Origin of the sequence: Bradyrhizobium sp. HKCCYLRH3073 (assembly GCF_051167995.1) — a bacterium.
Lineage (GTDB): Bacteria > Pseudomonadota > Alphaproteobacteria > Rhizobiales > Xanthobacteraceae > Bradyrhizobium.
Genome location: NZ_JBNPUD010000001.1, coordinates 369,615 through 393,149 on the forward strand (window position 1 = coordinate 369,615; position 23,535 = coordinate 393,149).

Annotated in this window: 18 protein-coding genes and 1 pseudogene; 12 read left to right on the plus strand and 7 right to left on the minus strand. The window is 65.8% G+C overall.

All coding sequences use genetic code 11. From position 1 onward, the window contains the following. Window positions 1-185 precede the first annotated feature (185 nt). The 7 genes from ACQR1X_RS01670 to ACQR1X_RS01700 all read left to right on the plus strand — a co-directional run bounded on the left by ACQR1X_RS01670 (window position 186) and on the right by ACQR1X_RS01700 (window position 9,214). On the plus strand, window positions 186-1,010 hold the full coding sequence (locus ACQR1X_RS01670; protein WP_434898215.1) for an SDR family NAD(P)-dependent oxidoreductase: 825 nt from the start codon (window positions 186-188) through the stop codon (window positions 1,008-1,010). 147 nt (window positions 1,011-1,157) lie between these two features. Then, window positions 1,158-1,580: a PaaI family thioesterase gene (locus ACQR1X_RS01675; protein WP_434898216.1), complete on the plus strand. Its 423-nt coding sequence runs from the start codon at window positions 1,158-1,160 to the stop codon at window positions 1,578-1,580. A gap of 1,316 nt (window positions 1,581-2,896) precedes the next feature. Next, window positions 2,897-3,883 carry an MBL fold metallo-hydrolase gene (locus ACQR1X_RS01680; protein WP_316217316.1) on the plus strand — a complete coding sequence of 329 codons (987 nt, stop codon included), beginning with the start codon at window positions 2,897-2,899 and terminating at the stop codon, window positions 3,881-3,883. A 129-nt stretch (window positions 3,884-4,012) separates the two neighbouring features. Further along, window positions 4,013-4,633, plus strand: a complete 621-nt coding sequence (locus ACQR1X_RS01685; RefSeq protein ID WP_316178174.1) for a glutathione S-transferase family protein — start codon at window positions 4,013-4,015, stop codon at window positions 4,631-4,633. 126 nt (window positions 4,634-4,759) lie between these two features. Continuing rightward, window positions 4,760-5,353 (plus strand): biliverdin-producing heme oxygenase, encoded by a 594-nt coding sequence (locus ACQR1X_RS01690; RefSeq protein WP_434898217.1) that lies wholly within the window; start codon window positions 4,760-4,762, stop codon window positions 5,351-5,353. After that, window positions 5,350-7,881 (plus strand): HWE histidine kinase domain-containing protein, encoded by a 2,532-nt coding sequence (locus ACQR1X_RS01695; protein ID WP_434898218.1) that lies wholly within the window; start codon window positions 5,350-5,352, stop codon window positions 7,879-7,881. The genes ACQR1X_RS01690 and ACQR1X_RS01695 overlap by 4 nt, the downstream gene beginning before the upstream one ends. 295 nt (window positions 7,882-8,176) lie before the next feature. Then, window positions 8,177-9,214: a hypothetical protein gene (locus ACQR1X_RS01700; RefSeq protein ID WP_434898219.1), complete on the plus strand. Its 1,038-nt coding sequence runs from the start codon at window positions 8,177-8,179 to the stop codon at window positions 9,212-9,214. A gap of 3 nt (window positions 9,215-9,217) precedes the next feature. Here the strand turns inward: ACQR1X_RS01700 and ACQR1X_RS01705 are convergent, their stop codons facing one another. Beyond that, on the minus strand, window positions 9,218-10,351 hold the full coding sequence (locus ACQR1X_RS01705; RefSeq protein ID WP_316217311.1) for a site-specific DNA-methyltransferase: 1,134 nt from the start codon (window positions 10,349-10,351) through the stop codon (window positions 9,218-9,220). A gap of 386 nt (window positions 10,352-10,737) precedes the next feature. Between ACQR1X_RS01705 and ypfJ the strand changes: the two genes are divergently transcribed. Next, window positions 10,738-11,658 (plus strand): KPN_02809 family neutral zinc metallopeptidase, encoded by a 921-nt coding sequence (ypfJ, locus tag ACQR1X_RS01710; RefSeq protein ID WP_315802817.1) that lies wholly within the window; start codon window positions 10,738-10,740, stop codon window positions 11,656-11,658. A gap of 11 nt (window positions 11,659-11,669) precedes the next feature. Continuing rightward, the gene (moaB, locus tag ACQR1X_RS01715) at window positions 11,670-12,230 is read left to right on the plus strand and encodes a molybdenum cofactor biosynthesis protein B (RefSeq protein ID WP_434891009.1); all 561 of its coding nucleotides are present in this window, start codon (window positions 11,670-11,672) and stop codon (window positions 12,228-12,230) included. A gap of 40 nt (window positions 12,231-12,270) precedes the next feature. On the opposite strand, the gene ACQR1X_RS01720 is transcribed toward moaB, so the two are convergent. The 6 genes from ACQR1X_RS01720 to ACQR1X_RS01745 form a co-directional block, all read right to left on the minus strand. Beyond that, window positions 12,271-12,684, minus strand: coding sequence for a hypothetical protein (locus tag ACQR1X_RS01720; protein ID WP_434891010.1), 414 nt, complete (start codon window positions 12,682-12,684; stop codon window positions 12,271-12,273). A gap of 133 nt (window positions 12,685-12,817) precedes the next feature. Then, window positions 12,818-13,747, minus strand: a complete 930-nt coding sequence (locus tag ACQR1X_RS01725; RefSeq protein WP_316217310.1) for a bifunctional helix-turn-helix transcriptional regulator/GNAT family N-acetyltransferase — start codon at window positions 13,745-13,747, stop codon at window positions 12,818-12,820. 66 nt (window positions 13,748-13,813) lie between these two features. Then, window positions 13,814-14,386: a glycosyl transferase gene (locus ACQR1X_RS01730; protein WP_315802821.1), complete on the minus strand. Its 573-nt coding sequence runs from the start codon at window positions 14,384-14,386 to the stop codon at window positions 13,814-13,816. A 128-nt stretch (window positions 14,387-14,514) separates the two neighbouring features. After that, on the minus strand, window positions 14,515-16,119 hold the full coding sequence (locus ACQR1X_RS01735) for a PEP/pyruvate-binding domain-containing protein (RefSeq protein ID WP_434898220.1): 1,605 nt from the start codon (window positions 16,117-16,119) through the stop codon (window positions 14,515-14,517). Window positions 16,120-16,127: 8 nt separating this feature from the next. Then, window positions 16,128-18,053, minus strand: coding sequence for a hypothetical protein (locus ACQR1X_RS01740; protein WP_434898376.1), 1,926 nt, complete (start codon window positions 18,051-18,053; stop codon window positions 16,128-16,130). Window positions 18,054-18,159: 106 nt separating this feature from the next. After that, window positions 18,160-20,577 carry a phosphoketolase family protein gene (locus tag ACQR1X_RS01745; RefSeq protein ID WP_434898221.1) on the minus strand — a complete coding sequence of 806 codons (2,418 nt, stop codon included), beginning with the start codon at window positions 20,575-20,577 and terminating at the stop codon, window positions 18,160-18,162. Between the two features lie 188 nt (window positions 20,578-20,765). Between ACQR1X_RS01745 and ACQR1X_RS01750 the strand changes: the two genes are divergently transcribed. From ACQR1X_RS01750 to ACQR1X_RS01760, 3 genes and pseudogenes are all read left to right on the plus strand, one after another. Continuing rightward, window positions 20,766-21,944 (plus strand): PA0069 family radical SAM protein, encoded by a 1,179-nt coding sequence (locus ACQR1X_RS01750; protein ID WP_315802880.1) that lies wholly within the window; start codon window positions 20,766-20,768, stop codon window positions 21,942-21,944. A 19-nt stretch (window positions 21,945-21,963) separates the two neighbouring features. Next, window positions 21,964-22,417, plus strand: a pseudogene (locus ACQR1X_RS01755) (VOC family protein). A 76-nt stretch (window positions 22,418-22,493) separates the two neighbouring features. Continuing rightward, window positions 22,494-23,348: a ribonuclease HII gene (locus ACQR1X_RS01760; RefSeq protein ID WP_434898222.1), complete on the plus strand. Its 855-nt coding sequence runs from the start codon at window positions 22,494-22,496 to the stop codon at window positions 23,346-23,348. Window positions 23,349-23,535 lie beyond the last annotated feature (187 nt).

Below are 23,535 nucleotides of genomic sequence, written 5' to 3' on the forward strand. Positions count from 1 at the left end.
GCGGTCCGCTGTCGCTCAAATGCCAATCGGAATAGCTCGGATGTGGCAGCACGAAGACGATGTGGTCATGCCTTGCGGCGACGGGCCGTCGCCCTGCGGGGTCTCACCGGAGGCTTCAAGCACTGGGAGCTTGTCCGAAGTCCTGCTCAGCAACGGCACCTGGGAAGCTCAGCAAGGATTCTCACATGTTTCGTTCACTTAGCATTGTCATCACCGGGGGAGCGACAGGCCTGGGCTTTGCGATAGCGAACGCGCTTACCCCTCAAGGCGCTCGGCTGACGCTCCTCTCGCGGCGGACCGATAATCTGGACCTCGCGGCTCACGAACTTCGTCGGCGACACGCCGGCGCCGATATCGAGGTTCAGGCCGTCGATGTTGGCGATCCAATTGCGACGTTCCAGGCCATCGGGGAGGTTGCTCGGCGCCGTGGACAGATTGACATGGTGTTCAACAATGCCGGCGTGATGCGCGAAGGGCGGTTCGAGACCCTCACCGACAATGATTTCCGGGACGTGATGCAAACCAATTTCTTTGGTGCGGTGAACGTCACCAGGGCTGCTTTACCCCATCTGGGGGCCACTGGCGGGCGGTTGATCAACATAGCATCGATCGCCGGTTTGACCGGCATTTTCGGTTTCACCGCCTATGGATCTGCGAAACATGCCTTGGTCGGCTTCACCGAATGCCTGCACTACGAGCTGCTGCGCCAAGGTATCAAGGTTCATCTCGTCTGCCCGGGAGAGTTCGAGACGCCGATGGTCGCGGAGCTCGATTCCTATCGGACACCGGAGAACCGAAGACATACGCTGACCATCCCGAGAACTCCCTTGGACCTCGTGGTTGCGGATACATTGCGGGGAATCCAGCGCGATCGGCATTTCATCGTTCCGGGTGGGCGTGCCCGGCTGGCCGTCCTCGGCCTTCGGCTCTTCCCATCGATTGCGCGTAGGCTTGGCGCGCGCATGGTCGCGAAGCTTGAGCGGAAGCGCCGGCGTGAGGGGCCCGGGTGAGAGAGAGCGGATTCACGCCTCGAACAACGACCTGGATCAGCGCCCGGCAGCCGCGCCTGGACAGCGCTCGGCGATGGCGACTTCGGCTGCTGACACAGGGCTGGCAGCAGCGGACATTTAGAACTTGGGCGCACCGAGGAGGCACCCATGATCGCAACCGCAATCGACACGCTCGCTTCGCCGCCCTGCGCCGTGTTGCTCGGCTGGCGGCTGATCGACGGCCGCCCGGCTGAGGGCTGGATCAAGATCGGCTTCGACGGCAAGCCGGAGTTCTGCAACCCGGCCGGATTCATCCAGGGTGGCATCCTCGCATCGATGCTCGACGATACGATGGGACCTGCGGTCTTCATCAAGACCGAGGGCCGGCTCTACACGGCGACCGTCAGCATGACCGTCAACTTTCTTGCGCCGGCAAAACCTGGACCGATCGTCGGCGAGGCGCGGGTGCTCCAACTCGGCAAGACGATAGCCTTCATGGAGGCACGCCTCACTGGCGATGCCGGTGTATTGCTCGCCACCGCAAGCGCGAGTGCACGGCTGGTCGAGGCGACGAAGGCGCTCGCCAAATAACCTCAAGCTTGCCGGACACGCAGGACGTTCCGAGATATCTTGCTCCGGCGACCGTACCGACACGCTCCGCCGTCGTTCCGGCGAACGCCGGCATCCATGCCCCCAGGGAGCGGATTGGAGAGTTACAGAGCTACGGTGACGCTGCATAAAACCTGCTCCGACGAGCGGGAGGCGACGAGGCAACTGCAGCGGGCCAACCCTGGCAGTCATCCAGACGCAAGTTCCGTTTTTCAGAATTCCTCTTGACTCTCCCCCCAAATCAGGTGTCTTATCCACCCGTTCCGTCCCGGCAGGAGGGGCGTACGCGTCGTCACGACACGCGGGGCGGGATGCGGTGGCTGCGACGGCGTCGTCCGACGAACGACGTCGACCGGTCTCGTGCAACGCTGCGTCGGCTCGCCGGCGTGAAGCGGGTGCGGGGTCTTTCGCGGACGTTGAAATCGTGTGGTCCTGGCATCCCGGTGCTGATGCCAAGCGGGCGGTGATGATGATCCGCCGGTGACGGGGGCAAGACAGCCGGTCCCCGGGGAGATCACGTATAAGACGGAAGCCCATCGCGCAGGGAATGCCGGATGACCGGCTGGACCTGTGGTGACTGCCGCCTGCTTTCTTTGTTGCAGGCGGGCCATGGGTTGCGGCCAGCACCCGGCATTCCCTGCGCCCTCCTCTTTGCGAGGGTCCTTCTCGGCAACAGCTCGGGCGCTTCGCGCCGCGAGACGGCGAGGTCGCGTCTGTCGTGTTTCGCCATCGATCGACAGGAACACTGTTTCTCAATGGCAGGGGCGTGCCTGACTCGCATAGCCAGACATCCGATCCGCGCCGATGGACCCTGCGTCGCGTCGCCTGGAACGATCATTCTGCAAGCAACCGCCGATGCTGCGCCAAGTTTCGCGACTGCAGCGCTGAATCCTTTCGCTTGGCTTGTCTTTTACGTTGCGACTGCATTGCAGATGTAGATAATCTTAGATTGTGTTTGATGGTCGTGCTCTTTGAGCGCGCAGACCTGTTCCGAGCTGCTGCTCCTCACCCTGAGGAGCCCGCCGCAGGCGGGCGTCTCGAAGGGCGAGGCCACCCTGGGGCCTCACGGTTCTCCCGGCGATGCGTAGCATCGTCCGGAGACGGCGCTGAGCGCTTCCTCACCATGAGGGTTGAGCGCGGAAACCGGTGCTGCACATGACCATGAGCGGCGTGCTCATCGAGAACGGGCGTGCTGATCGAGAAGGGGAAAGCGTCGGCACCTTGTTGAAGTGACAACATCATGATCGGCAGCTCGGACCAACGCGAGCAAGGAATAAGATCGATTTGGGGAGGCAAAGATGACAAAGCTAACAGGATTTTCACGTCGTTCGATGCTGGGCCTTGGCGCTGCGGCCGGGCTGTACGGTCTCACGAGTCCCGTCCTGGCCAAGGGGCCGTTCCTGAACACGCAGGCGCCGACGTTCTTCCGCTTCAAGCTCGGCTCGGCCGAGGCCACCATCATCTCCGACGGCGTGCTGCCGCTCGGCGATCCCCATGCGGCGTTCCTCGGCATTTCTCCCGGTGATCTCGATGGAATGCTGACGAGCAACTTTCTGCCGACAGGCGCCGCGACCCTCGAGCAGAACATCCTGGTGCTCAACACGGGAGACAAGATCATCATCTTCGACAACGGCATGGGTGTCTCGAAGCTGTTCGGCGACACCACCGGCAAGATGCTGATGACCTTGAAGCAGGCGGGCATCGAGGCCAAGGACGTCGATGCGCTGGTCATGACGCATGCCCATATCGATCATTGCGGCGGCGTCATCGGCCCGGACGGCAAGCCGAGCTTCCCCAATGCCGAGCTGTTCATCTCCGAAGCCGACTTCACCTTCTGGACCGACGAGGCCAAGGTCGGCCCCAACTACAAGGCGTTCTACGAGCAGGCGGTGCGCAATCTCGTGCCTGTCAAGGACCGCATCACCTTCTTCAAGGACGGCCAGGAGTTCCTGCCGGGCGTCCAGGCGATGTTCACGCCGGGCCACACCGTCGGGCATACGATCTTCCTGATCCAGTCGGGCAAGGATCAGCTCGCCTATATCGGCGACATCTCCCATCATCCGGTGCTGCTGATCGAAAAGCCGCTGATCGAGTTCGCCTATGACACCGACCCGAAGCAGGCCGCCAAGACCCGCGTCCGCGTGCTCGACATGCTCGCCGCCAACCGGACGCGGATTCTCGGTTATCACTTTCCATGGCCGGGCATCGGGCACATCGGCAAGGCCGGTGACGGCTTCCGCTACTTCCCGACGGCGGTCCACACGATGGATGTGGCGCCGCTGTGACCTGAGGCCGCCTTGCCGTTTGCCCGACCGCCGGCGCATGCTGGCTGCGCAGACGTATTCCTTCGACAGCGGGATGGACGGCCGATGCGGCCGCCGCTAGGTTCGCGTCTCGTCTTGTCAGGGATCACCATGCTCAAGCTCTATGTGGCGCCAGGCACCTGCGCGCTCGCTTCACACATCGCGCTGGCCGAGACCGGCGCCGACTACGTCGCCGAGAAGCTCAGCTTCAAGACCAACCAGCAGAACAGCCCGGACTATCTCGCGATCAATCCCAAGGGGCGCGTTCCGGCGCTGGTGACCGAGCAGGGGGTTCTGACCGAGACGCCGGCGATGCTCGCCTATATCGCGCAGCGCTTCCCGGAGGCTCGTCTTGCACCGCTCGACGATGTCTTCGCCTTCGCGGAGGTGCAGTCCTTCACCAGCTATCTCTGCTCGACGGTCCACATCGCCCACGCGCACAAGATGCGCGGCTATCGCTGGGCGACCGAAGACTCCTCTTTCGCCGACATGAAGAAGAAGGTGCCGGAGACGATGGGTGCCTGCTTCGCGCTGATCGAGCAGAAGATGTTGCGCGGTCCCTGGGTGATGGGCGAGCAGTACACGATCTGCGATCCCTATCTGTTCACGATCGCGCAATGGCTCGAGGGCGACGGCGTCGACATCAACGCCTTCCCGAAGGTCGCGGCTCATTTCAAGCGCATGGCTGAACGGCCGGCGGTGAAGAAGGCGCTTGCCGAGGTCTCGGCCTGAGGAATGCCAAGGCCCCCGGGGATGCCAGAAAAAACGTCGCTTGGAGCGGGAACTCACCCGTTCCAGTGACGTTGCATGAGGCCGTGGCGCGCCGTGCGGCCCCATCTCCTTTTTCTGAGCCCCTTGATGTCGCTGGCTGCCATTTCCGATGATCCAATTCCCGCTGACGGCACCGAGGGCATTCGCGACAGATTGAAGGCCGCCACGTCGGCGGCTCATCATGCCCTCGACGAGCGCCTCAGCCGTTTCGACCTGACCACGACGGCGCATTATCGCCGCTTCCTGCAGGCCAGCGCGGCCGCGCTGTTGCCGCTGGAACAGATGCTCGACCGTGCCGGCGCCGACGCGATGATCGGCGACTGGACCCGGCGGCGGCGCACGGATGCGATCCGCGCCGATCTTGCCGATCTCAACGGCTGTATCGTTCCGATGGACCTGCCGGCGCGGCCGCTCGATCGTCCCTTCGTCTTCGGCACGCTCTATGTCCTGGAAGGATCGCGTCTCGGGGCGGCCTATCTGCTGCGTATCGTCGCGGCCTCGGCTGACCCCCGCGTGCGACGGGCGACGCGCCATCTGCGTCATGGCGCGGGGCAGGGGCTGTGGCGCAGCTTCCTGTCACAGCTTGCGGAAGAGCCGCTTCCTCCCGGCGACGATGTCAGAGTGATCATGAGTGCACGCGAAGCGTTCGCGATGTTTGCGAAGGCGATGGCAGCAGCATGAACGAGCCGGTCAACCTCACCAATTGCGATCGCGAGCCGATCCATGTTCCCGGGACGGTTCAACCGTTCGGATTCCTGCTGGCGCTGGTGTCGGACTTCACCATATGCATGGCCTCGGAGAACGCGCCGGACTTTCTCGGCGGCGACCTCGGATGGCTGCTGCAGCAGCCGCTCGACGCCGTGCTCTCGGAGGCGGCCGCGGCCGCGATCCGTGCCAGGGTCGACTATCTCAGCGGCCCGGATGCGGTCGAGCGCGTGTTCGGCGTCGATCTGCAGGGTCGTGGCAAGCTTTTCGACCTCGCCATCCACTTTTCCGGTGCGTATCTCGTCGTCGAGGCCGAGCCCAGTCTGATCGAGCCCGGCGTCAATTCCGGCGAACTGGTGCGGCTGATGCTCGGCCGCATCCGCAAGACGACGGGGATGATGGATCTGGCGCAGGAGGCGGCGCGCCAGCTCAAGCTGTTGACCGGCTTCGATCGGGTGATGGTGTATCGGTTTCATCCCGACGGCTCGGGCGAGGTGATCGCCGAGGTCGCGGGCTCCGGCCTGGAGCCGTTCCTCGGGCTGCATTATCCGGCCTCGGACATTCCCAAGCAGGCGCGGCAGCTCTATCAGCGCAACTGGCTCCGGATCATCGCCGACATCAACGCCGCGCCTGCGCCGCTGCAGTCGACGCCTACGCACAATGCCGGACTGCTCGACCTGTCGATGAGCGTGCTGCGCGCGGTCTCGCCCATTCACATCGAGTATCTCCGCAACATGGGCGTCGCCGCGTCGATGTCGGTCTCGATTCTGCGCGAAGGCAAGCTGTGGGGCCTGTTCGCCTGCCATCACTATGCGCCGCATCATCTGTCGTTCGAGAAGCGTACCGCGGCCGAGCTGTTCGGCCAGATGTACTCCTGGCTGCTCGAGGCGCGCGAGCGCGAGACCGACGTCGCCTATGAGGCGCGTGCGCATCAGATCCAGGAACGGCTGATCGAGCGCGCGGCTGCGCAGGCGCACAGCAAGCGCGCGATCCTCGACCTTGTCGCCGACTATCGGCAGATGATCGAGTGCGACGGCATCGCCGTGTGGTCCGACGACGAGATCACGCTCGAGGGCGAGACGCCGACCGAAGAGGAGGTGCAGGACCTCATCGGCTTCATCAACCGGACCTCCCCCGGCCGCATCTGCGCCAGCGCCGAGATTGCCAAGGTGTACGCGGCCGGCGAGGTATTCCGCGATCGCGCCGCCGGCTTCCTCGCCGTCCCGATCTCGCGCACGCCGCGCGACTGCCTGATCTTCTTCCGCCGCGAGGTGTTGCGCTCGGTCAACTGGGCGGGCGATCCGAACAAGACCTATGCCGAGGGGCCGCTCGGGCCGCGCCTGACGCCGCGCAAGAGCTTCGAGCTGTGGCAGCAGACGGTGGCCGGCCAGTCGAAGCCATGGTCTTCGGCGGACCTGCGCATCGCCGAGGGCCTGCGCATCACTCTGCTCGAAGTGATTTTGCAGCTTTCGGAGCTCGCCGCGCGCGAGCGCCGCGGCGCACAGGAGCGGCAGGAGCTGATGATCGCGGAGCTGAATCACCGCGTCCGCAACATCCTCAGCCTCGTGCGCGGCCTGGTCGCGCACAGCAAGGAGACCTCGAGCTCTGTCGAGGAGTTCGCTTCCGTGCTCGGTGGTCGCATCCAGTCGCTGGCGCGCGCCCACGACCAGATCACCAATCTCAATTGGGCGCCGGTCGCGTTGCGCGCGCTGCTCGAATCGGAAGCGGGGGCCTATCTCGGTTCGCGGGCAGGGCGGGTGCTGATGGAAGGGCCGGATGTCGCGCTCGACCCCAAGGCGTTCGCAACGCTCGCGCTCGTCGTGCACGAGATGATGACCAACTCGGCGAAATACGGCGCGCTGGCCGACTCCACCGGACAGGTGCAGGTGATCTGGCGGCTCGATCCCGGCGCGAGCCTGGTCATCGACTGGAAGGAGAGCGGCGGCCCGCCTGTGCAGCCGCCGTCGCGGCGCGGCTTCGGCACCACCATCATCGAGCGTTCGGTGCCGTTCGACCTCAAGGGCGACGCCGAGATCCGCTTCGACCTGCTCGGCGTGCAGGCGCGTTTCGTGATCCCTGCCAATTTCGTCCAGATGGTGCCGGCGATGACAGGCGCTCCCTCCCGTCATCAGTTCAAGGAAGAGGACAAGCCGCGGCTGTCCGGTACGGTGCTGATCGTCGAGGACAATCTGATCATCGCGATGGGCGCCGAAGTGATTCTGCTCGAGCTGGGTGCGCGGCACATCGACACCGCGGCCTCCGTCAATCAGGCGTTGAAGTCGATCGAGCGCGCGGTGCCGAGCTTCGCGCTGCTCGACATCAACCTTGGCGCGGAGAGCAGCCTGCCGGTCGGGCACCGGTTGAAGGAACTCGGCGTGCCCTTCATGTTCGCGACCGGCTATGGCGAGCGTGCGCCGATTCCGGCGGAGCTGTCCGACATGCCGGTGATTCAGAAGCCGTACACGCGCGAAGTCGTCGAGAAGGCATTGATGAAGATCAAATGAGTCGCACGCGCATCAAAGTCGGCTTTGCGCGTCGCGGTGATTGGCATTCATGATTGCAGTCTAGGGTTTTCTCACATCCGCGTGTTTGTCGTGAGCGACATAACGCACGATGGGAGACACAGCGTCGACTATTCCCACTGTTGCTGCGACAAAACAGCCCGAAAATATTAGAACGCATCCAAAGGACACCGCTGTTCTAACATTGTTTCGACAAATGGAACCTCCGCAGCCTTATTCCGAACGAAGTCATCGCCGAAACGGCGCAACGGGGGCGCGTTGAATCGTCGGAGGTCTGATGACGAATCGAACGACGAGTTTGTTGCCGTGCGTTGCTATCGCCGTGCTGGCGGGAGCGGCTGCGACGACAATCGAGTTTACACCGGCATCGGCTGCAGACGAATGCCTTGCAAAGCCTGCGGGGACGCCGGCGGGGAAGCACTGGTTCTATCGCATCGATCGCGCGACCAAGAAGCAGTGCTGGTATCTGCGCGACGACGATCGCGAAGCGAAGGGCGCGTCGCTGGTCACGCGCAAGCTCGCCTCGCAGAAGGAGCGGGCTCAGCTCTCGTCGACCGCGGCCAATGCACGTGCCGAGATCCAATCGTCGTCCAAGGACGCCGCCGATGAGGTGAAGGTCGTGTCCTCGACGCCGACCGCTGCGGCGTCTGTGCCGGCGACGTCTGCGTTTCCGTCGGTTGCTGCATTTCCGGCCGCGCCTGCACCGGTCGCCGCGCCGGCGCCCGTCGCGTCAGCGTCGGCGGGTTCGCCCGACCCGGTCGGCGCGGCTGTGAACGAATCTGCTGTTGCGACGCGTTGGCCCGACCAGTCCGGCACGCTGCAGGCAGCGGCGGAGCCCGGCGCGCCGCGCGCATCCTCCTACACGCTCGCTGCCGCCAGCGACACCAGCGCCGCGGAAGCGGCTGCTCCCGCGACGCCGGCGCTGGCCGCTGCGGATGCGTCGCCGGCCGTGACGATCGGCATGTCCGGGGACGATGCGTCCAAGACGCGGATGTTCGCTTTCCTCGGCGCAGTCGCGATTGCGGGCTTCTCGATCAGCGTGCTGTTTGCGCGCGCCCGGGGCAGGCGGCAGCTCCGCATCGAGCCGGCGGCCGCCCGGCGCGTCACGCGTTGGCCGGCGGAGCCTGAGCTCGATCGCATGCAGCTGCCGCCGGTGGACAGCTACTATCCGGCCCTGGCGGGACGCAGGGGTAAATCGTCGCAGTCGACTGCGCAGGTCTCGGTCGTGCCGCGCGACGACGCTCGCTACGATGAGCAGTACGAGGTCGAAGACCTGCTGGCGCGTTATTCCGGACAGGAACGCCGGAATTCGTGAGCGTCAGGCGACGGACATCTCGGAGCGAATCTCGGCGCGCAATTCGTCGATTAGCCTGAGGCCGCCCTTCGTCTCGACATGCCAGAAGGTCCAGCCGTTGCAGGCCGGCAGACCTTGCGCCACCGCGCCGATGCGGTGGATCGAGCCGACCTTGTCGCCCAGCATGATGGCCCCATCGGCGCGCACCAGCGCGCCGTGGCGGCGCTTGGAGTCGACGAGCTTGGTGCCGGGCGCGATCATGCCGCGTTCGATCAGCTCCGAGAAGGCGACGCGCGGCGCTTCGCGCGCCGTCATGAACGGTGCGAGCGTGGCCTCCGGCAGCGGCTCGACCGCGGCGATGCGCCGCTCTGCCGCCTTCGCATAGACCTTGTCGCGCTCGAAACCGATGTAGCGGCGGCCGAGGCGTTTTGCCACGGCCCCGGTCGTGCCGGTGCCGTTGAACGGATCGATCACGAGATCGCCGGGCTTCGATGACGACAACAGCACCCGCGCCAGCAGGCCCTCCGGCTTCTGCGTCGGATGAACCTTCTTGCCGTCGGCGTCCTTCAGCCGCTCCTCGCCGGTGCACAACGGAATCAGCCAGTCCGAGCGCGCCTGAACGTCCTCGTTGGCGGCCTTCAGCACTTCGTAGTTGAACGTGTAGCCCTTCGCCTTCTCGTCACGCGCGGCCCAGATCATGGTCTCGTGCGCGTTGGTGAAGCGGCGGCCGCGGAAGTTCGGCATCGGGTTGGACTTGCGCCAGACGATGTCGTTGAGGATCCAGAAGCCGAGATCCTGCATGATCGCGCCGACGCGGAAGATGTTGTGATAGGAGCCGATCACCCAGATCGTCGCGCTCGGCTTCATCGCGCGGCGCGCGGCGAGCAGCCAGGCGCGGGTGAAGTCGTCATAGGCGGCGAACGAGGAGAACTTGTCCCAATCGTCGTCGACGGCATCGACCTGCGATTCGTCGGGACGCTTGAGCTCGCCCTTGAGCTGCAGATTGTAGGGAGGATCCGCGAACACCAGGTCGACGGATGCGGCCTGCAGTTTCGACATCTCGGCGACGCAGTCGCCGACGATGATTCGTTGCTCTTCAAGCGGCTGAAATTTAGTGCGGGGCGCCTTTGCAGACGCCCCGCGACGCGACTCTACCATGACTCAAGAACTCTGACTCAGGCGACGCTGTCGGCGACGCGGGACCTAACAACCGACTGCCCACACATTGACGTGGCAAAGTAAAAATGGACTTAATCGGGAAAATTTTTCGCATCGATGCGCACGCGTTCATCACGCGCACCGACGATGATGAGCCGTTCGTCGATGCGCGATGATCTCTGCGCAACGTGGCGATTGCGATGGGCTTTTTCGCTTCGCGCGCACGCCGCCGCCCGGCGAGGGGAGGTTGCACACGCCGGATTTTTCGGCTCGCGCTAGGCAAAATTTGCCGGCCGGGTTATTGATTAACACAGTGGAAATTTTACCTGTTTGCCGCGTTAGGCATTTCGCGCAGAGCCGCGCAAGGACAGTGAGGAAAGGCCGCCATGCGTTACGATGATTTCCGTCGCAGCGACGACATCGACGACCGTCGCGACGAAGGCGGCGGGATGGGCGGCGGTATGGGTCTGCCGATCGGCGGCGGCGGGCTCGGCATTGGCACCATCATCGTGCTCGGCCTGATCGGCTACGCCTTCGGCATCGACCCGCGTATCCTGATCGGCGGCGCCGAGATGATCACCCGTGGCGGCGCGCCGATGGAGCAGGCCGACCGGCGGTCGCCCGGCAAGACCGGCGCGCCGAAGGACGAGATGGGTGACATGATCTCCGGCGTGCTCGGCGAGATCGACGACCGCTGGAGCGAGATCTTCCAGGCCAGCGGCCAGAATTATACCGGGCCCAAGATCGTGCTGTTTCGCAACAGCACCAATGGCGGCCGCTGCGGCATGGCGCAGTCGGCGATGGGGCCGTTCTACTGTCCGCCGGACCGGCAGATATTCCTCGACACCAACTTCTTCCGCGAGGTCGAGACGCGCTTCCGGGGCTGCTCGGGCAGCGCCTGCAAGTTCACCGCGGCCTACATCATTGCCCACGAGGCGGGACACCACGTCCAGAACCTGCTCGGCATCCTGCCGCGCGTCACGCGGATGCAGCAGCAGTCGGACAACAAGGCCGAAGCCAACGCGCTGCAGGTCAAGGTCGAGCTGCAGGCCGATTGCCTGTCCGGGGTGTGGGTCAATCGTGAGGCCAAGAAGCGTCCGGGCTTCCTCGAGGATGGCGACATCGACGCCGCGCTGACGACGGCCTCGGCGATCGGCGACGACACCCTGCAGCGGAAGGCGACCGGACGCGTGGTGCCGGATTCGTTCACCCATGGCTCTGCCGCGCAGCGCAAGCGCTGGTTCATGGTCGGCTATCAGCAGGGCACGGTGCAGGCCTGCAATACGTTCAGCGCCGGTTCGCTGTAGGAGACGCGCTCATGGCGATCGACGAGAGCAAGAGCTTCATTCCCCTCAACATCGCCGTGCTGACGGTGTCGGACACGCGTTCGCTCGCCGACGACAAGTCGGGCACCATCTTGAGCGACCGCCTGACCGCCGCCGGCCACAAGCTCGCGGCGCGCGAGATCGTCACCGACGATGTCGAGAAGATTCGCGCGGTGGTGAAGTCGTGGATCGCCGACCCCGGCGTCGACGTCGTCATCACCACCGGCGGCACCGGCTTCACCGGCCGTGACGTCACGCCGGAAGCGATCGAGCCCCTGTTCGAGAAGCGCATGGACGGCTTCTCGATCGCCTTCCACATGCTGAGCCACGCCAAGATCGGGACGTCGACGATCCAAAGCCGGGCCACGGCCGGCGTCGCCGGGGCGACCTACATCTTCTGCCTGCCGGGATCACCGGGCGCCTGCCGTGACGGCTGGGACGGCATCCTCGCCGCCCAGCTCGACTATCGCACGCGACCCTGCAACTTCGTCGAGATCATGCCGCGGCTCGACGAGCATCTGCGCCGGCCGAAGGCGCAGGGCGCGACGGCGTAGGGCCACGGCGCGATGCCGCGTCGCGTGTTGATCGCGCGTCTCACTTCGTTGGTACGATCTCGAAGGCGCCGCCGCCTTCGATCGCCGCGCCGATGAGGCCGCCCATCATGCTGGCCGCGAAATTCTGGCCGCGCGGCCCCACGACCATCCGGTAGGTCTTGCCGGGCACGGCGGTGAAACGAATGTTCGACGAGCCCGGCGAGGACCATGTCGACACGGTGATCGTGGTGGCGCCGGGCGCAATCGGGCCGCTATAGCTCTCGCCGCGGCCAAGGCTCGCCACCTTAACGCCATTGATCTCGATCGCCGCCGGCGCCGCCAGATAGAGGAAGTCCGTCGTGCGCGTAATCGCGACCGTTGCGCGCCCTTTGGGTGCGGCGTGCGCCGCCGTCCCGGCCTCGACCCCAAACAAGCCTGCCAGCGCGACTAGCGCCGCAAGCTTCGAACGCACCATCGATTGCATCACTGCCAATACCCGCCCCGGTTTGGCGCGATACTACCGGCGCGCCGGAACTTCGCAATCGGCATGCGCAGCCTGTTGTGGAGGTGATCTCGGCCTACCGGCGGTTGTTGTGCTAGCCGCGCGGCTACAGCTCCAGCCGCCATGTCTCGCCGGTCAGCGGGACGCCGAACATGGCGTGCGGCTCCTCGGCGATCTTGCGAAACCCGGCGCGGGCATAGATGTCGCGTGCGGCGGTGAGAATGCTCTGCGTCCACAGCTCGATCGTCCTGTAGTTCTTCTCGCGCGCGAAGCGGATGCATTGTTCGGTCAGAGCCCGGCCGACGCCGAGCCCGCGTGCCTTCTTCTCGACCAGCAGCAGCCGCAGCTTGGCGACCTCGCCGCTGCCCTTGACCAGGAAGATCGAGCCGACCGGCTCGCCCGCGAGCTCGGCGATCCAGCAGTGCTCGCGCGCCGGATCGTAGCTCCTGATGAACTGTGCGCCGATCTCGGCGACCAGCGCCTCGAACGAGACGTCCCAGCCATATTCCTCGGCGTAGACGGCGCCATGCCGTGAAACCACCCAGCCGATGTCGCCCGGACGATGGCTGCGCAGCAGGACCGGGGAGCGGCCCGGCTGCTGCGGCTCCAGGGCGGTCGCGATCGTCGTCATTGCACCGACCAGCCGGTCGCGCACGGAGGGCGCCAGCGGCGCCAGCATGGCCGCGATCTCCTTCTGCGAGCTGCGGTCGAGCTTGGCATAGGCCTGCCGTCCCTTCGCGGTCAGGCCGAGCTGCTGCTGCCTGCGATCGGTTGGCAAAGGCGTGCGGGTGATCAGCCCCTGCTCGTCGAAGCTCTGGACGATGCGGCTGAGATAGCCGGCATCGAGGCCGAGCGAGAGACCGATCTCCTTGGCCGAGATGGCCTCGTACTGTGCGAGCTCATAGAGCACACGCGCCTCGGCCAGCGAAAACGGACTGTCGAGCAGATGCTGGTCCAGTGCGCCGAGCTTCCTGGTGTAGAAGCGGTTGAACGCGCGGATGGCGGCGACTTGGCCGTCGGCTGGGGTGGAATTCATGGGGGCGCCTCCAATATTTGCCATTGTCAACCAATTGGTTGACTTTGGCAAGTATGGTCGTGCCGCTTACACCATCACGATCCGGCTGCGCAGCATCGTCCGCGAGGACCGGCCGAGCTGACGCAGCAGCCGCGTCTCGGCGCGCTTGTGGTCGGGCTTGTATCCGCCGAGCTGCCGGTAGTGATCCCTGGCGATCAGCAGGCCCTGATCGCCGAGCGGTCCGACCAGGACCCGCGCAACCGCGCGCAGCCGGTCGCGCAGGCTGATGGCGGCATAGGGAGACCGGGCATAGCGGAAGACGCCGGCGCGCGGCCGGCCAGCGGCGGCGACGCTCTGGACGAACTGCATGGTTTCGTCGATCCAGCCGGGATCGAGCATCGCGCCGGCCGGCAGAAACATCAGCCAGGGCGCACGCGCTTTCGCCGCCCCTGCCGCGAGGGCAGCGGCCTGGGAGCCCTCGAACTTCATGAAGTGGCAGCCGGCAACGTCGGCGACACGTTCGATCACGCTGGAATCGGGCGAGCGATCGACCAGCAGCACCTCGGTGACGACACCGGCCGCAGCGCCGGGCACCAGCGCCGACAGGGTGGCCACGGCGGTCTGCTCGACACCTTCGGTCGGGATGATCACGCTCAGCATGAACCTGGCATCGTTATCTGTCGCGCCTCCGGCATGATTGTTATCATCTTGTCATAGCCAAATCAGCCCGCTGCGCTGCGGAATTTTGCAGCATGCCGGTTTGGCGGCACGGGGAGGAAAAGGGAGGGTCAGGCGGACAGCCGTTTGTCGGGCTGGGTCGCACCGCTGCGCCAGGCCGCGACCTCGGCCAGCTCGGCGTCGGGTCGAGTCGCCACGATCTCCAGCCGTCCGAGATAGAGGCAGCCTCGATCGCCGTCGATGGTCACCCAGTCGCCGCTTCCGACCGGCGTTCCGGCGAGTGTCGCGCAGCCGGCTTCGACACGCACCTCGAGCGCACGACAGCCGACGATGCAGGGCCGCCCGAGTTGGCGCGCGACCAGAGCGGCGTGGGCGGTGCGTGCGCCGACCGACGTCACGATGCCGGCTGCGACGGCGAAGCCCGCGACATCGGCCGTCGAGGTATCCGGGCGCATCAGGATGACCGGCTCGCCGCTGGCGGCCAGCCGCTTGGCGCCGTCCGCGTCGAAGGCGGCGCGCCCTGTGGCGATGCCGCCGGAGGCACCGATGCCTGTTGCAACCGGGGCGCCGGCCGCGACCAGCGACGTCTCGACCAGCCGCTCCAGATCGATGTCGGCCAGCCGCTCCAGGGCCTCATGAGGCGCGATGACCCGCTCGCGAACCAAATCCACCGCAAACCTCAACGCGGCGCGCGGCGTGCGCTTGGCGGCCCGGGTCTGGAGAATCCACAAATGGCCATCTTCAACGGTGAACTCGACGTCCTGCACGTCGCCGAATGCCTGTTCGAGCTGCCGCAGCACCGCACCGAGCTCATCCCGCAGAGCGGGAAGTGCGCGCGTGATCGCATCCTCGCTGTCCGGCATGCGGCGACCGGAGACGACGTCCTCGCCCTGCGCATCGAGCACGAGGTCGATCATGGGCTGCCGGGCCCCGGTGGAGGGATCGCGCGAGAACGCGACACCCGCGCCCGAGCTGAGACCGCCATTGCCGAACACCATCGTCTGCACGGTCACGGCTGTGCCGCGCAGGTGTTCCAGGTTCTGCAGCTTGCGATAGGTCTGCGCACGCTCGCTGCTCCACGAACCATAGACGGCACGCGCCGCGGCCATGAGCTGCGCTGCGGCATCCTCCAGCCAGCCATCGCTGCCGGTCTCGACCAGAGCCTGTTCGTCGGCCGCGAGCCGCGCAACGGCTTCGCTGTCCAGATCCCGGTCGTTGGCAACACCTTCGTGCGCAACCAGCTCGTCGCGCCGCGCCGCGAGCGTCCCGGCATCGAAGCCGAGCACGGTCTCGGAGAAGCTCTCGATGAAGCGCCGGCGACAGTCGAAGGCGAGGCGCGGCCGTCCGGTGCTGCGGATCAGGCCGCGCATGGCAGCCGAGGTGCAGCCGACATTGAGCACGGTGTCGAGCATGCCCGGCATGGATCGCGCAGCGCCGGAGCGGACGGATACAAGCAAGGGCCGGCGATGATCGCCGAAGACCCGGCCGGTCGTCTGTTCGAGAAACCGGATGCCCGCCCGCAGGCCGTCGCGCAGGCGCCGTTCGGCATCGGCCTGGTTCGCAATGATGTCGGCGCAGAGCTCGACGGGAAGCACGAAGGCCGGCGGCACGGGCAGTCCGAGCGTCGCCATGCGCGCCAGATTGGCGGCCTTGGCGCCGACGGTCTCGGCCGAGCATGGCTCGGTGTTCGTGCCGAAAATGCAAATGATGGACATGGCAGTTCCTAACCCGCGAGATCGATCATGATGTACTGGCGCAGCAGATGTCCGAAGCTCGCCAGGCGGTCGGTCGCACGCTCGATGGCGCGCGCCAGCTCCAGCCCGGACAGCGATGTCGCGACGTCGAAGCCCGCTGTGAACACGAGGGCGGTGATCGCGCGTTCCTGCGCATCGGCCGCGTGTTCGCTGTCCATGAGGCGCAGCACGGCGGCGAGCGCATCATCGGAATCCGCCCGCCGTCCTTCGGGCACCTCGGCAGCGGCGGCGAGGCCGCTCGCGGCCGCCTCGATCCCGCCAATGGCGACCTTGCAGAGCTCGGCCAAGGCCGCCGACAGCGTTGGCGGCATCGCAGCCGGCGCGAGCGAGGCGATGAACGCCGCCTGTTCGAGTTCGTCGACGGCCTCTTCGACCCGGTCGACCAGTTGCGCGATCAGCGGCTCGGCCTTGAGCCGCGTGATCTCCTCGCGGGCCTCGATCGCGATCCGGTCGGCCTTCTGTTCGATCCTGCTGGCGCGTGCGGCCAGCAGCTTGCGGTCGGCGGAAACGCCGGACTGCAGCGCACTGAGATCGCGGTTCAGCGCGGCGGCGAGGTCGTGGGCCAGGCCGAGCTGGCGCATCACGATCGCGAGCAGCGCACCGTCGGCACGATCGAGATGCCGCACCAGATCGGCTTCGATCTGGTCGCGGACCAGCCGCACCGAGCGGCCGGCCTGCAGGCCCTCGGTCGCAGCACGCAACGCGGCCTTGAGAAATTCGACTGCAGCGGTGCGGCCCAGGGCGCGATCCAGACGTTCGCCGAAGCCGATACGATGGGGCGCCGCGTTCCGGACGGCCGCACCCAACAGTTCGTTGCCGCCGAGCTCGAGGAAGGCGCGGTGGCCGATCCGGTTGCGCGCCGCCCAGTCGAGAAGTCTGATCGCATCATCCTTGGACAGCCAGGTCCGCAGCAGTTTCCGGGCCTTGTTCCAGTCGATCAGGAACACCAGCGCGGCGCCGAGTGCCGTGAGGAAATCGTCGCGCGCTTGCGCGGTGTTGCCCTGGAATTGGCCGGTCACCAGGTAGAACGCGTTCTCGTCCGCGAGGTTCGTCCCGGTGTGACGGTCGAGACCGCTCCAGGTCGCCGCGAAACCATCGAACAGGCGAACGAAGAACTTCGCGCGGGCGAGGTGAACGTCGGTGTAGGTGACCGTGACCGTCAGACCTTGGACCGCGATCACCATGACATGCGCATCGGTGGTGCCGATGTCGTTCTGGATTAGGAGGCGTTCGCTGGCGCGGGTCGCCATCGTGTCCAGGCCGGGATGGTCGAACTTGAGTGCGCGCGTCGCGTTGAGCCCACGCATGAAGGCGACGACAGCGGGCTTGTCGTCAGCGGCGAGCCCGTACACATGAGCTCCGTCGAGCGTGTCCTCGGCGCAGTCGGCGGCGATGCGGTTGAGCGCCTTGTGGAGATCCATCACCAGCCGGTGCAGGCTGTCCGCTTCTTCCTGGGCGCCAGTCAGACGCGCGACGCGCGTGAAATCGATTTCGTCGCCTATCGTCAGCAGGCCCGCGCGTTGCATCGTGCCGAGCCGGCGTTCGGCAGACTGGCCCTCGGAGCTTCGTCCGGCGTTGACCGCGCGGATCATCGCGCGCGTATCGTTTTCGATATCACCGATCAGCGCGGCGAGACCGGGAGCGGCAAGGCGTCCGGTCGCGGTGCGATGCGCGCCGCCGATCAGGCTCGCGAGATCAGCCGGTGCGATGCGCGCGGCGCGGCACTCGGTCGAGAGATCGGTCGGCCGCTGTTCCGGCGCCTGAGCGTGCTGGGCGGCGGCCTGCAGCGCGCTCATGCGCACCTTGACACGGTCGTTGGCAGCGAGACCGTCGGCAATCAGTGACGGCAGCAGGATGTCGGCTTCGCCGAGCTCCTTGATGATCTGGGATTTCATGACGGCGTCGATCAGGTTTCCGATGCCGTCACCGTGCCTCAGCACCGCACGCAAGTCCTTGCGTTGGATCATTCATCGAACCGTCACACAAGGTGTGCGGGCGACGTCAGTCGCCTGCCTGTGTCGGCGTGGTGCCGCCGGTGCTGTTCGGCCAGACCCAGTCGCGGATCTCGGGCATGTCCTCGCCATGCGCCCGGATGTAGCGGGCATGCTCGATCAGTGCGTCGCGGAATTTCTGCTTCACATGGGCCGCCGACACACTGAGGCCGGGCACGCGCTCGATCGCCTCGATGGCGAGGTGGAAACGGTCGAGCTCGTTGAGCACGACCATGTCGAACGGCGTCGTCGTGGTGCCTTCCTCGATGAAGCCGCGCACGTGCATGCCGGCATGGTTGGTGCGGCTGTAGGTGAGACGATGGATTAGATACGGATAGCCGTGATAGGCGAAGATCACCGGCTTGTCGGTCGTGAACAGGCTGTCGAAGTCGCGGTCGCTGAGGCCGTGCGGATGGTCCTGCTTCGGTTGCAGGGTCATGAGGTCAACGACGTTGACGACGCGGATCTTGAGGTCGGGCAATTCCTTGCGCAGCAGATCGACGGCAGCGAGCGTTTCCAAAGTCGGGACGTCTCCGGCGCAGGCCATCACCACGTCGGGCTCCTCGTCGGCGGGCTCGGTGCCGGCCCACGACCAGATGCCGATGCCGGCGTCGCAATGGATGGCCGCATCCTGCATCGACAGCCATTGCGGCGCAGGCTGCTTGCCGGCGACGATGACGTTGATGCGGTCATAGGTGCGGAGGCAGTGGTCGGCGATCCACAGCAGCGTATTGGCATCCGGCGGGAAGTAGATGCGGACGATGTCCGCCTTCTTGTTGGCGACGAGGTCGACGAAGCCCGGATCCTGGTGGCTGAAGCCGTTATGGTCCTGCCGCCAGACATGCGAGGTCAGGAGATAGTTCAGCGACGCGACCGGGCGCCGCCACGGCAGCTCGCGTGACACTTTCAGCCATTTGGCGTGCTGGTTGAACATCGAATCGACGATGTGGATGAACGCCTCGTAGCAGGAGAACAGGCCGTGGCGGCCGGTGAGCAGATAGCCTTCCAGCCAGCCCTGGCAGAGGTGCTCGCTCAGCACCTCCATGACGCGGCCGTCATGCGCGAGGTGGACGTCGTAGGGCTCGATGCCCTCCATCCACACCCGCTCGGTGACCTCGAACACGGCATCGAGCCGGTTCGAGGCGGTTTCGTCCGGGCCCATGATGCGGAAGTTGCGTGTCTCTGCATTCAGCGTGATCACGTCGCGCAGGAACTTGCCGAGTTCGCGCGTGGCTTCAGCGATGGTCTGGCCCGGAGAGGACACGTCGACCGCAAAATGCTGGTAGTTTGGGAGCTTGAGCTCACGCTTGAGCAAGCCGCCATTGGCGTGCGGGTTGGCGCCGATGCGCCGCGCGCCCTTCGGCGCCAGCGCCTGCAGCTCCGGCATCAGCCGGCCCTGCGCGTCGAACAATGTGTCCGGCTCGTAGCTCTTCAGCCAGGCTTCGAGCAGCGCGAGATGCTCCGGCTTGCCGCGCGGATTGGCGATCGGCACCTGGTGGGCACGCCAGAAACCTTCGACCTTGAGGCCGTCGACCTCCTTCGGGCCCGTCCAGCCCTTCGGGCTGCGCAGCACGATCATCGGCCAGCGCGGCCGTTGGATCGTTGCATCCGGCTGACGCGCATTCTGCTGGATCGAGCGGATGCTTGCGAGCGCGACATCGAGCGCGTCCGCCATCTGCCGATGCATCGGCTTGGGCTCGGCGCCTTCGACGAACAGCGGCTCATAACCGTAACCTTCGAACAGGCATTTGAGCTCGGCGTCGCCCATGCGGCCGAGCACGGTGGGATTGGCGATCTTGTAGCCGTTGAGATGCAGGATCGGCAGCACCGCGCCGTCATGGGCCGGGTTCAGGAACTTGTTCGAATGCCAGGACGCGGCGAGCGGGCCGGTCTCGGCCTCGCCGTCGCCGACCACGCAGGCCACGATCAGATCGGGATTATCGAACGCCGCGCCATAGGCGTGCACCAGCGCGTAGCCGAGCTCGCCGCCTTCATGGATCGAGCCCGGCGTTTCCGGCGCCGCATGGCTCGGAATGCCGCCAGGGAAGGAGAACTGCCGGAACAGCTTGCGCAGGCCATCGGCATCGCCCGTGATATCCGGATAGATCTCGCTGTATGTGCCTTCGAGATAGGTGTTTGCGACCATGCCCGGACCGCCATGGCCGGGACCGCAGATATAGATGACGCTGAGATCCTGGGCCTGGATGGCGCGATTGAGATGGGCGTAGATGAAATTCAGTCCGGGCGTCGTCCCCCAGTGGCCGAGCAGGCGCGGCTTGACGTGCTCCGCTTTCAGCGGCTCGCGCAGCAGCGGGTTGTCGAGCAGATAGATCTGCCCGACCGAGAGATAATTGGCCGCACGCCAGTAGCGGTCGAGCAGGTCGAGATCATCGGCCGGGATCGTCTGGTGGGAAGACGTGATGTTCATGTAACCTCGCTTGCCGTCCGCTTCGCGCCCGCGGGAGAGTGCATTAGAGTAACGCCGCACCGTCCCGTTCCAGTGCGCTGCGAGGATAGAACGGGAATGTGATGGTTGGCCTTGCGCCGGCTCAGAACCACCACGCAGATGTTCTCTTTTGTTCTTGTAATGTTCTTTTTGTGTGCTATGTCTTGGCCATGAGCCGAGCATCTTCACATGCCCTCAAGCGCCCGCCGGTCCCGGTGCCCTCCGAGCCGGCGGGCGCGCCTTCTTTCGGTCCTGACAAGGACTTCCCGGAACTCGCGGTCGCCATCGAACGGGGCCGGCGCCGCGGCCGGGGTGCACAATCCAATGCGAGCGGCCGCTACGAGGCGGAGGCGCGCGTTGTCTTCGACGACGGCTGGCAGAGCCTCGAAGATCTGCCGCCGTTCAAGACCACGGTCGCGACCGATACCTCGCGCAAGGTCATCACCCGCAACGACTCGCCGGACATCGGTTTCGATCGCTCGATCAATCCGTATCGCGGCTGCGAGCACGGCTGTGTCTACTGCTTCGCGCGGCCGACCCATGCGTTTCTCGGGCTGTCGCCTGGCCTCGACTTCGAATCCAAGCTGTTCGTGAAGCCGGATGCGCCCGCTCTCCTGGAGAAGGAGCTCGCGGCCAGCGGCTACGAGCCGCGGATGATCGCGATCGGGACCAACACCGATCCCTACCAGCCGATCGAGCGCGAGCGGAAGATCATGCGCGGCATCCTCGAGGTGCTGGAAAAGGTTGGCCATCCCGTCGGGATCGTCACGAAGTCGGCGCTGGTGATGCGTGATGCCGACATCCTGGCGCGGATGGCCAAGAAGAACCTGGCGAAGGTCGCGATATCAGTGACCACGCTGGATCCGAAGCTGGCGCGCACCATGGAGCCGCGGGCGTCGACGCCATCGAAGCGGCTGGAGGCGCTGCAGGCGCTCTCGAAGGCTGGCATCCCGACGACGGTGATGGTGGCGCCGGTGATCCCGGCGCTCAATGACAGCGAGATCGAGCGCATCCTCGATGCCGCCGCCCATGCCGGGGTCAAGGAAGCCTCCTATGTGCTGCTGCGGCTGCCGCTGGAGGTGCGCGACCTGTTCCGCGAATGGCTGCTCGAGCATTATCCCGACCGCTACCGCCACGTCTTCACCCTGATCCGCGACATGCGCGGCGGCCGCGATTACGACTCGCAATGGGGCACGCGGATGAAGGGGACAGGCCCGATGGCCTGGATGATCGGCCGCCGCTTCGAGATCGCCTGCGAAAAGCTGGGGCTGAACAAGCGCCGGACCAAGCTGACGACCGATCATTTCGTCCGGCCGAAGGGCGGCGGGCAGCAGCTCAGCCTGTTCTGACATGTGTGGAGGTGGCGCGATGAGTGCAGGTGCGGTTATCCCGCGGTTCACCGTCATCACACTCGGTGTATCCGAGATGCGGCGGAGCATCGCCTTCTATGCATCGCTCGGCTTCGTCAGAAAATTCCGCGCGACCGGCGAGGAAGTGGCATTCTTCGACACTGGCGGGACGGTGCTGGCGCTGTACCCGCGGAGCGCGCTCGCCCACGACGCGGGTATACCGGACACGCCGCGGCCGCAGGCATTCCGCGGCGTGACGCTGGCATGGAACTGCCGTTCGGAGGCTGAGGTCGGTGCGGCGCTCGCGTCGGCAGTGGAGAAGGGCGCGCTGCTGCTGAAGCTCGCGCAACGGACCGACTATCTATGGCGGTTACAGCGGCTATTTTGCCGATCCGGACGGTCATGTCTGGGAAGTGGTGGTGGCGCCGGGAATCGATGTCGGCGACGATGATCGGGTGCATCTGCCAGCGTAGCCGGTTGCTGGAGAGGGTGCGAATAGCGGGGAATTGAGGTCCGCTCGGGTTGCACCGCCGCGGGCCGTTCCGCACCATGCCGGCCATGATTCGCGATCAGTCAAAGAAACCGGGCAGGGCGAAGGCCGCCAGCGGTGCCGTGGCGAAGAGCGCCGCTGCAAAGGCCGGGACCAAGCCTGCGCCGCAGAGCGCCAAGGGCAAGACCGCCGCCAAGCTCGGCAAGGGCGTCATCGCGGTGGCGCCGCCGAGCTTCCGGCGGGAGCGTGCGCTGCTGAAGCAGGGGATCTGGCCGGTCGCGGGCTGCGACGAGGCGGGACGGGGGCCGCTGGCTGGTCCGGTGGTCGCTGCTGCCGTGATTCTCGATCCCGCGCGCATTCCGAAGGGGCTCGATGATTCCAAGCGGCTGAGCGCGGAGCAGCGCGAGGCGCTGTTCGACAAGATCTGCAAGACGTCTGCGTTTGCGGTGGCCGTCGCCTCGCCGGCCCGAATCGACCGCGACAACATCCTGCGTGCCTCGCTGTGGGCGCTGTCTCGCGCCGTGAGGGCGCTGCCCGAGGCGCCGAAGCACGTGTTCGTCGACGGTCGCGACCGCATCGACGTCGACTGCGGCTGCGAGGCGGTGATCGGCGGCGATGGTCTGGTGATGTCGATCGCGGCCGCCTCGATCGTCGCCAAGGTCACGCGCGACCGGCTGATGTGCGCGCTGGCGCAGGACTGCCCTGGTTACGGATTCGAGCAGCACAAGGGGTATGCTGTGCCCGAACACCTCGCCGCATTGGACCGGCTCGGCCCCTCGGTACATCATCGCAGCCTGTTTGCACCGGTCGTCGCCGCCCGGCGCAAGCATCAGCCCTGGACCGAGGCGCCGGAGCCCGACCTTTTCGCAGAGGTAACCGTGGTCACATCCACCGAAATCTCTCTCGGGGCCTGATGCTGGTTGCCTCGATCGCGCAGCGGTCTTAAAGCTTGAGATAGCGAACCGGCACGAATTGTCACTCCTCGCAGCGGGGGCGGTCTTGTGCGCCTCGATCATGCGGTATCGATTGCGGGCGTCGGACAGCGAGGCTGCTGCGGATGAGCGACGGTCCTGCCGGTCTCTTCGACGTCCTCAGCGATCC

Excerpts from the sequence above, each read along its gene's own strand:
- ACQR1X_RS01670 (WP_434898215.1), top strand. The coding sequence starts at position 186 with ATGTTTCGTTCACTTAGCATTGTCATCACCGGGGGAGCGACAGGCCTG.
- ACQR1X_RS01675 (WP_434898216.1), top strand. The coding sequence starts at position 1,158 with ATGATCGCAACCGCAATCGACACGCTCGCTTCGCCGCCCTGCGCCGTG.
- ACQR1X_RS01680 (WP_316217316.1), top strand. The coding sequence starts at position 2,897 with ATGACAAAGCTAACAGGATTTTCACGTCGTTCGATGCTGGGCCTTGGC.
- ACQR1X_RS01685 (WP_316178174.1), top strand. The coding sequence starts at position 4,013 with ATGCTCAAGCTCTATGTGGCGCCAGGCACCTGCGCGCTCGCTTCACAC.
- ACQR1X_RS01690 (WP_434898217.1), top strand. The coding sequence starts at position 4,760 with ATGTCGCTGGCTGCCATTTCCGATGATCCAATTCCCGCTGACGGCACC.
- ACQR1X_RS01695 (WP_434898218.1), top strand. The coding sequence starts at position 5,350 with ATGAACGAGCCGGTCAACCTCACCAATTGCGATCGCGAGCCGATCCAT.
- ACQR1X_RS01700 (WP_434898219.1), top strand. The coding sequence starts at position 8,177 with ATGACGAATCGAACGACGAGTTTGTTGCCGTGCGTTGCTATCGCCGTG.
- ACQR1X_RS01705 (WP_316217311.1), bottom strand. The coding sequence starts at position 10,351 with ATGGTAGAGTCGCGTCGCGGGGCGTCTGCAAAGGCGCCCCGCACTAAA.
- ypfJ (WP_315802817.1), top strand. The coding sequence starts at position 10,738 with ATGCGTTACGATGATTTCCGTCGCAGCGACGACATCGACGACCGTCGC.
- moaB (WP_434891009.1), top strand. The coding sequence starts at position 11,670 with ATGGCGATCGACGAGAGCAAGAGCTTCATTCCCCTCAACATCGCCGTG.
- ACQR1X_RS01720 (WP_434891010.1), bottom strand. The coding sequence starts at position 12,684 with ATGGTGCGTTCGAAGCTTGCGGCGCTAGTCGCGCTGGCAGGCTTGTTT.
- ACQR1X_RS01725 (WP_316217310.1), bottom strand. The coding sequence starts at position 13,747 with ATGAATTCCACCCCAGCCGACGGCCAAGTCGCCGCCATCCGCGCGTTC.
- ACQR1X_RS01730 (WP_315802821.1), bottom strand. The coding sequence starts at position 14,386 with ATGCTGAGCGTGATCATCCCGACCGAAGGTGTCGAGCAGACCGCCGTG.
- ACQR1X_RS01735 (WP_434898220.1), bottom strand. The coding sequence starts at position 16,119 with ATGTCCATCATTTGCATTTTCGGCACGAACACCGAGCCATGCTCGGCC.
- ACQR1X_RS01740 (WP_434898376.1), bottom strand. The coding sequence starts at position 18,053 with ATGAAATCCCAGATCATCAAGGAGCTCGGCGAAGCCGACATCCTGCTG.
- ACQR1X_RS01745 (WP_434898221.1), bottom strand. The coding sequence starts at position 20,577 with ATGAACATCACGTCTTCCCACCAGACGATCCCGGCCGATGATCTCGAC.
- ACQR1X_RS01750 (WP_315802880.1), top strand. The coding sequence starts at position 20,766 with ATGAGCCGAGCATCTTCACATGCCCTCAAGCGCCCGCCGGTCCCGGTG.
- ACQR1X_RS01760 (WP_434898222.1), top strand. The coding sequence starts at position 22,494 with ATGCCGGCCATGATTCGCGATCAGTCAAAGAAACCGGGCAGGGCGAAG.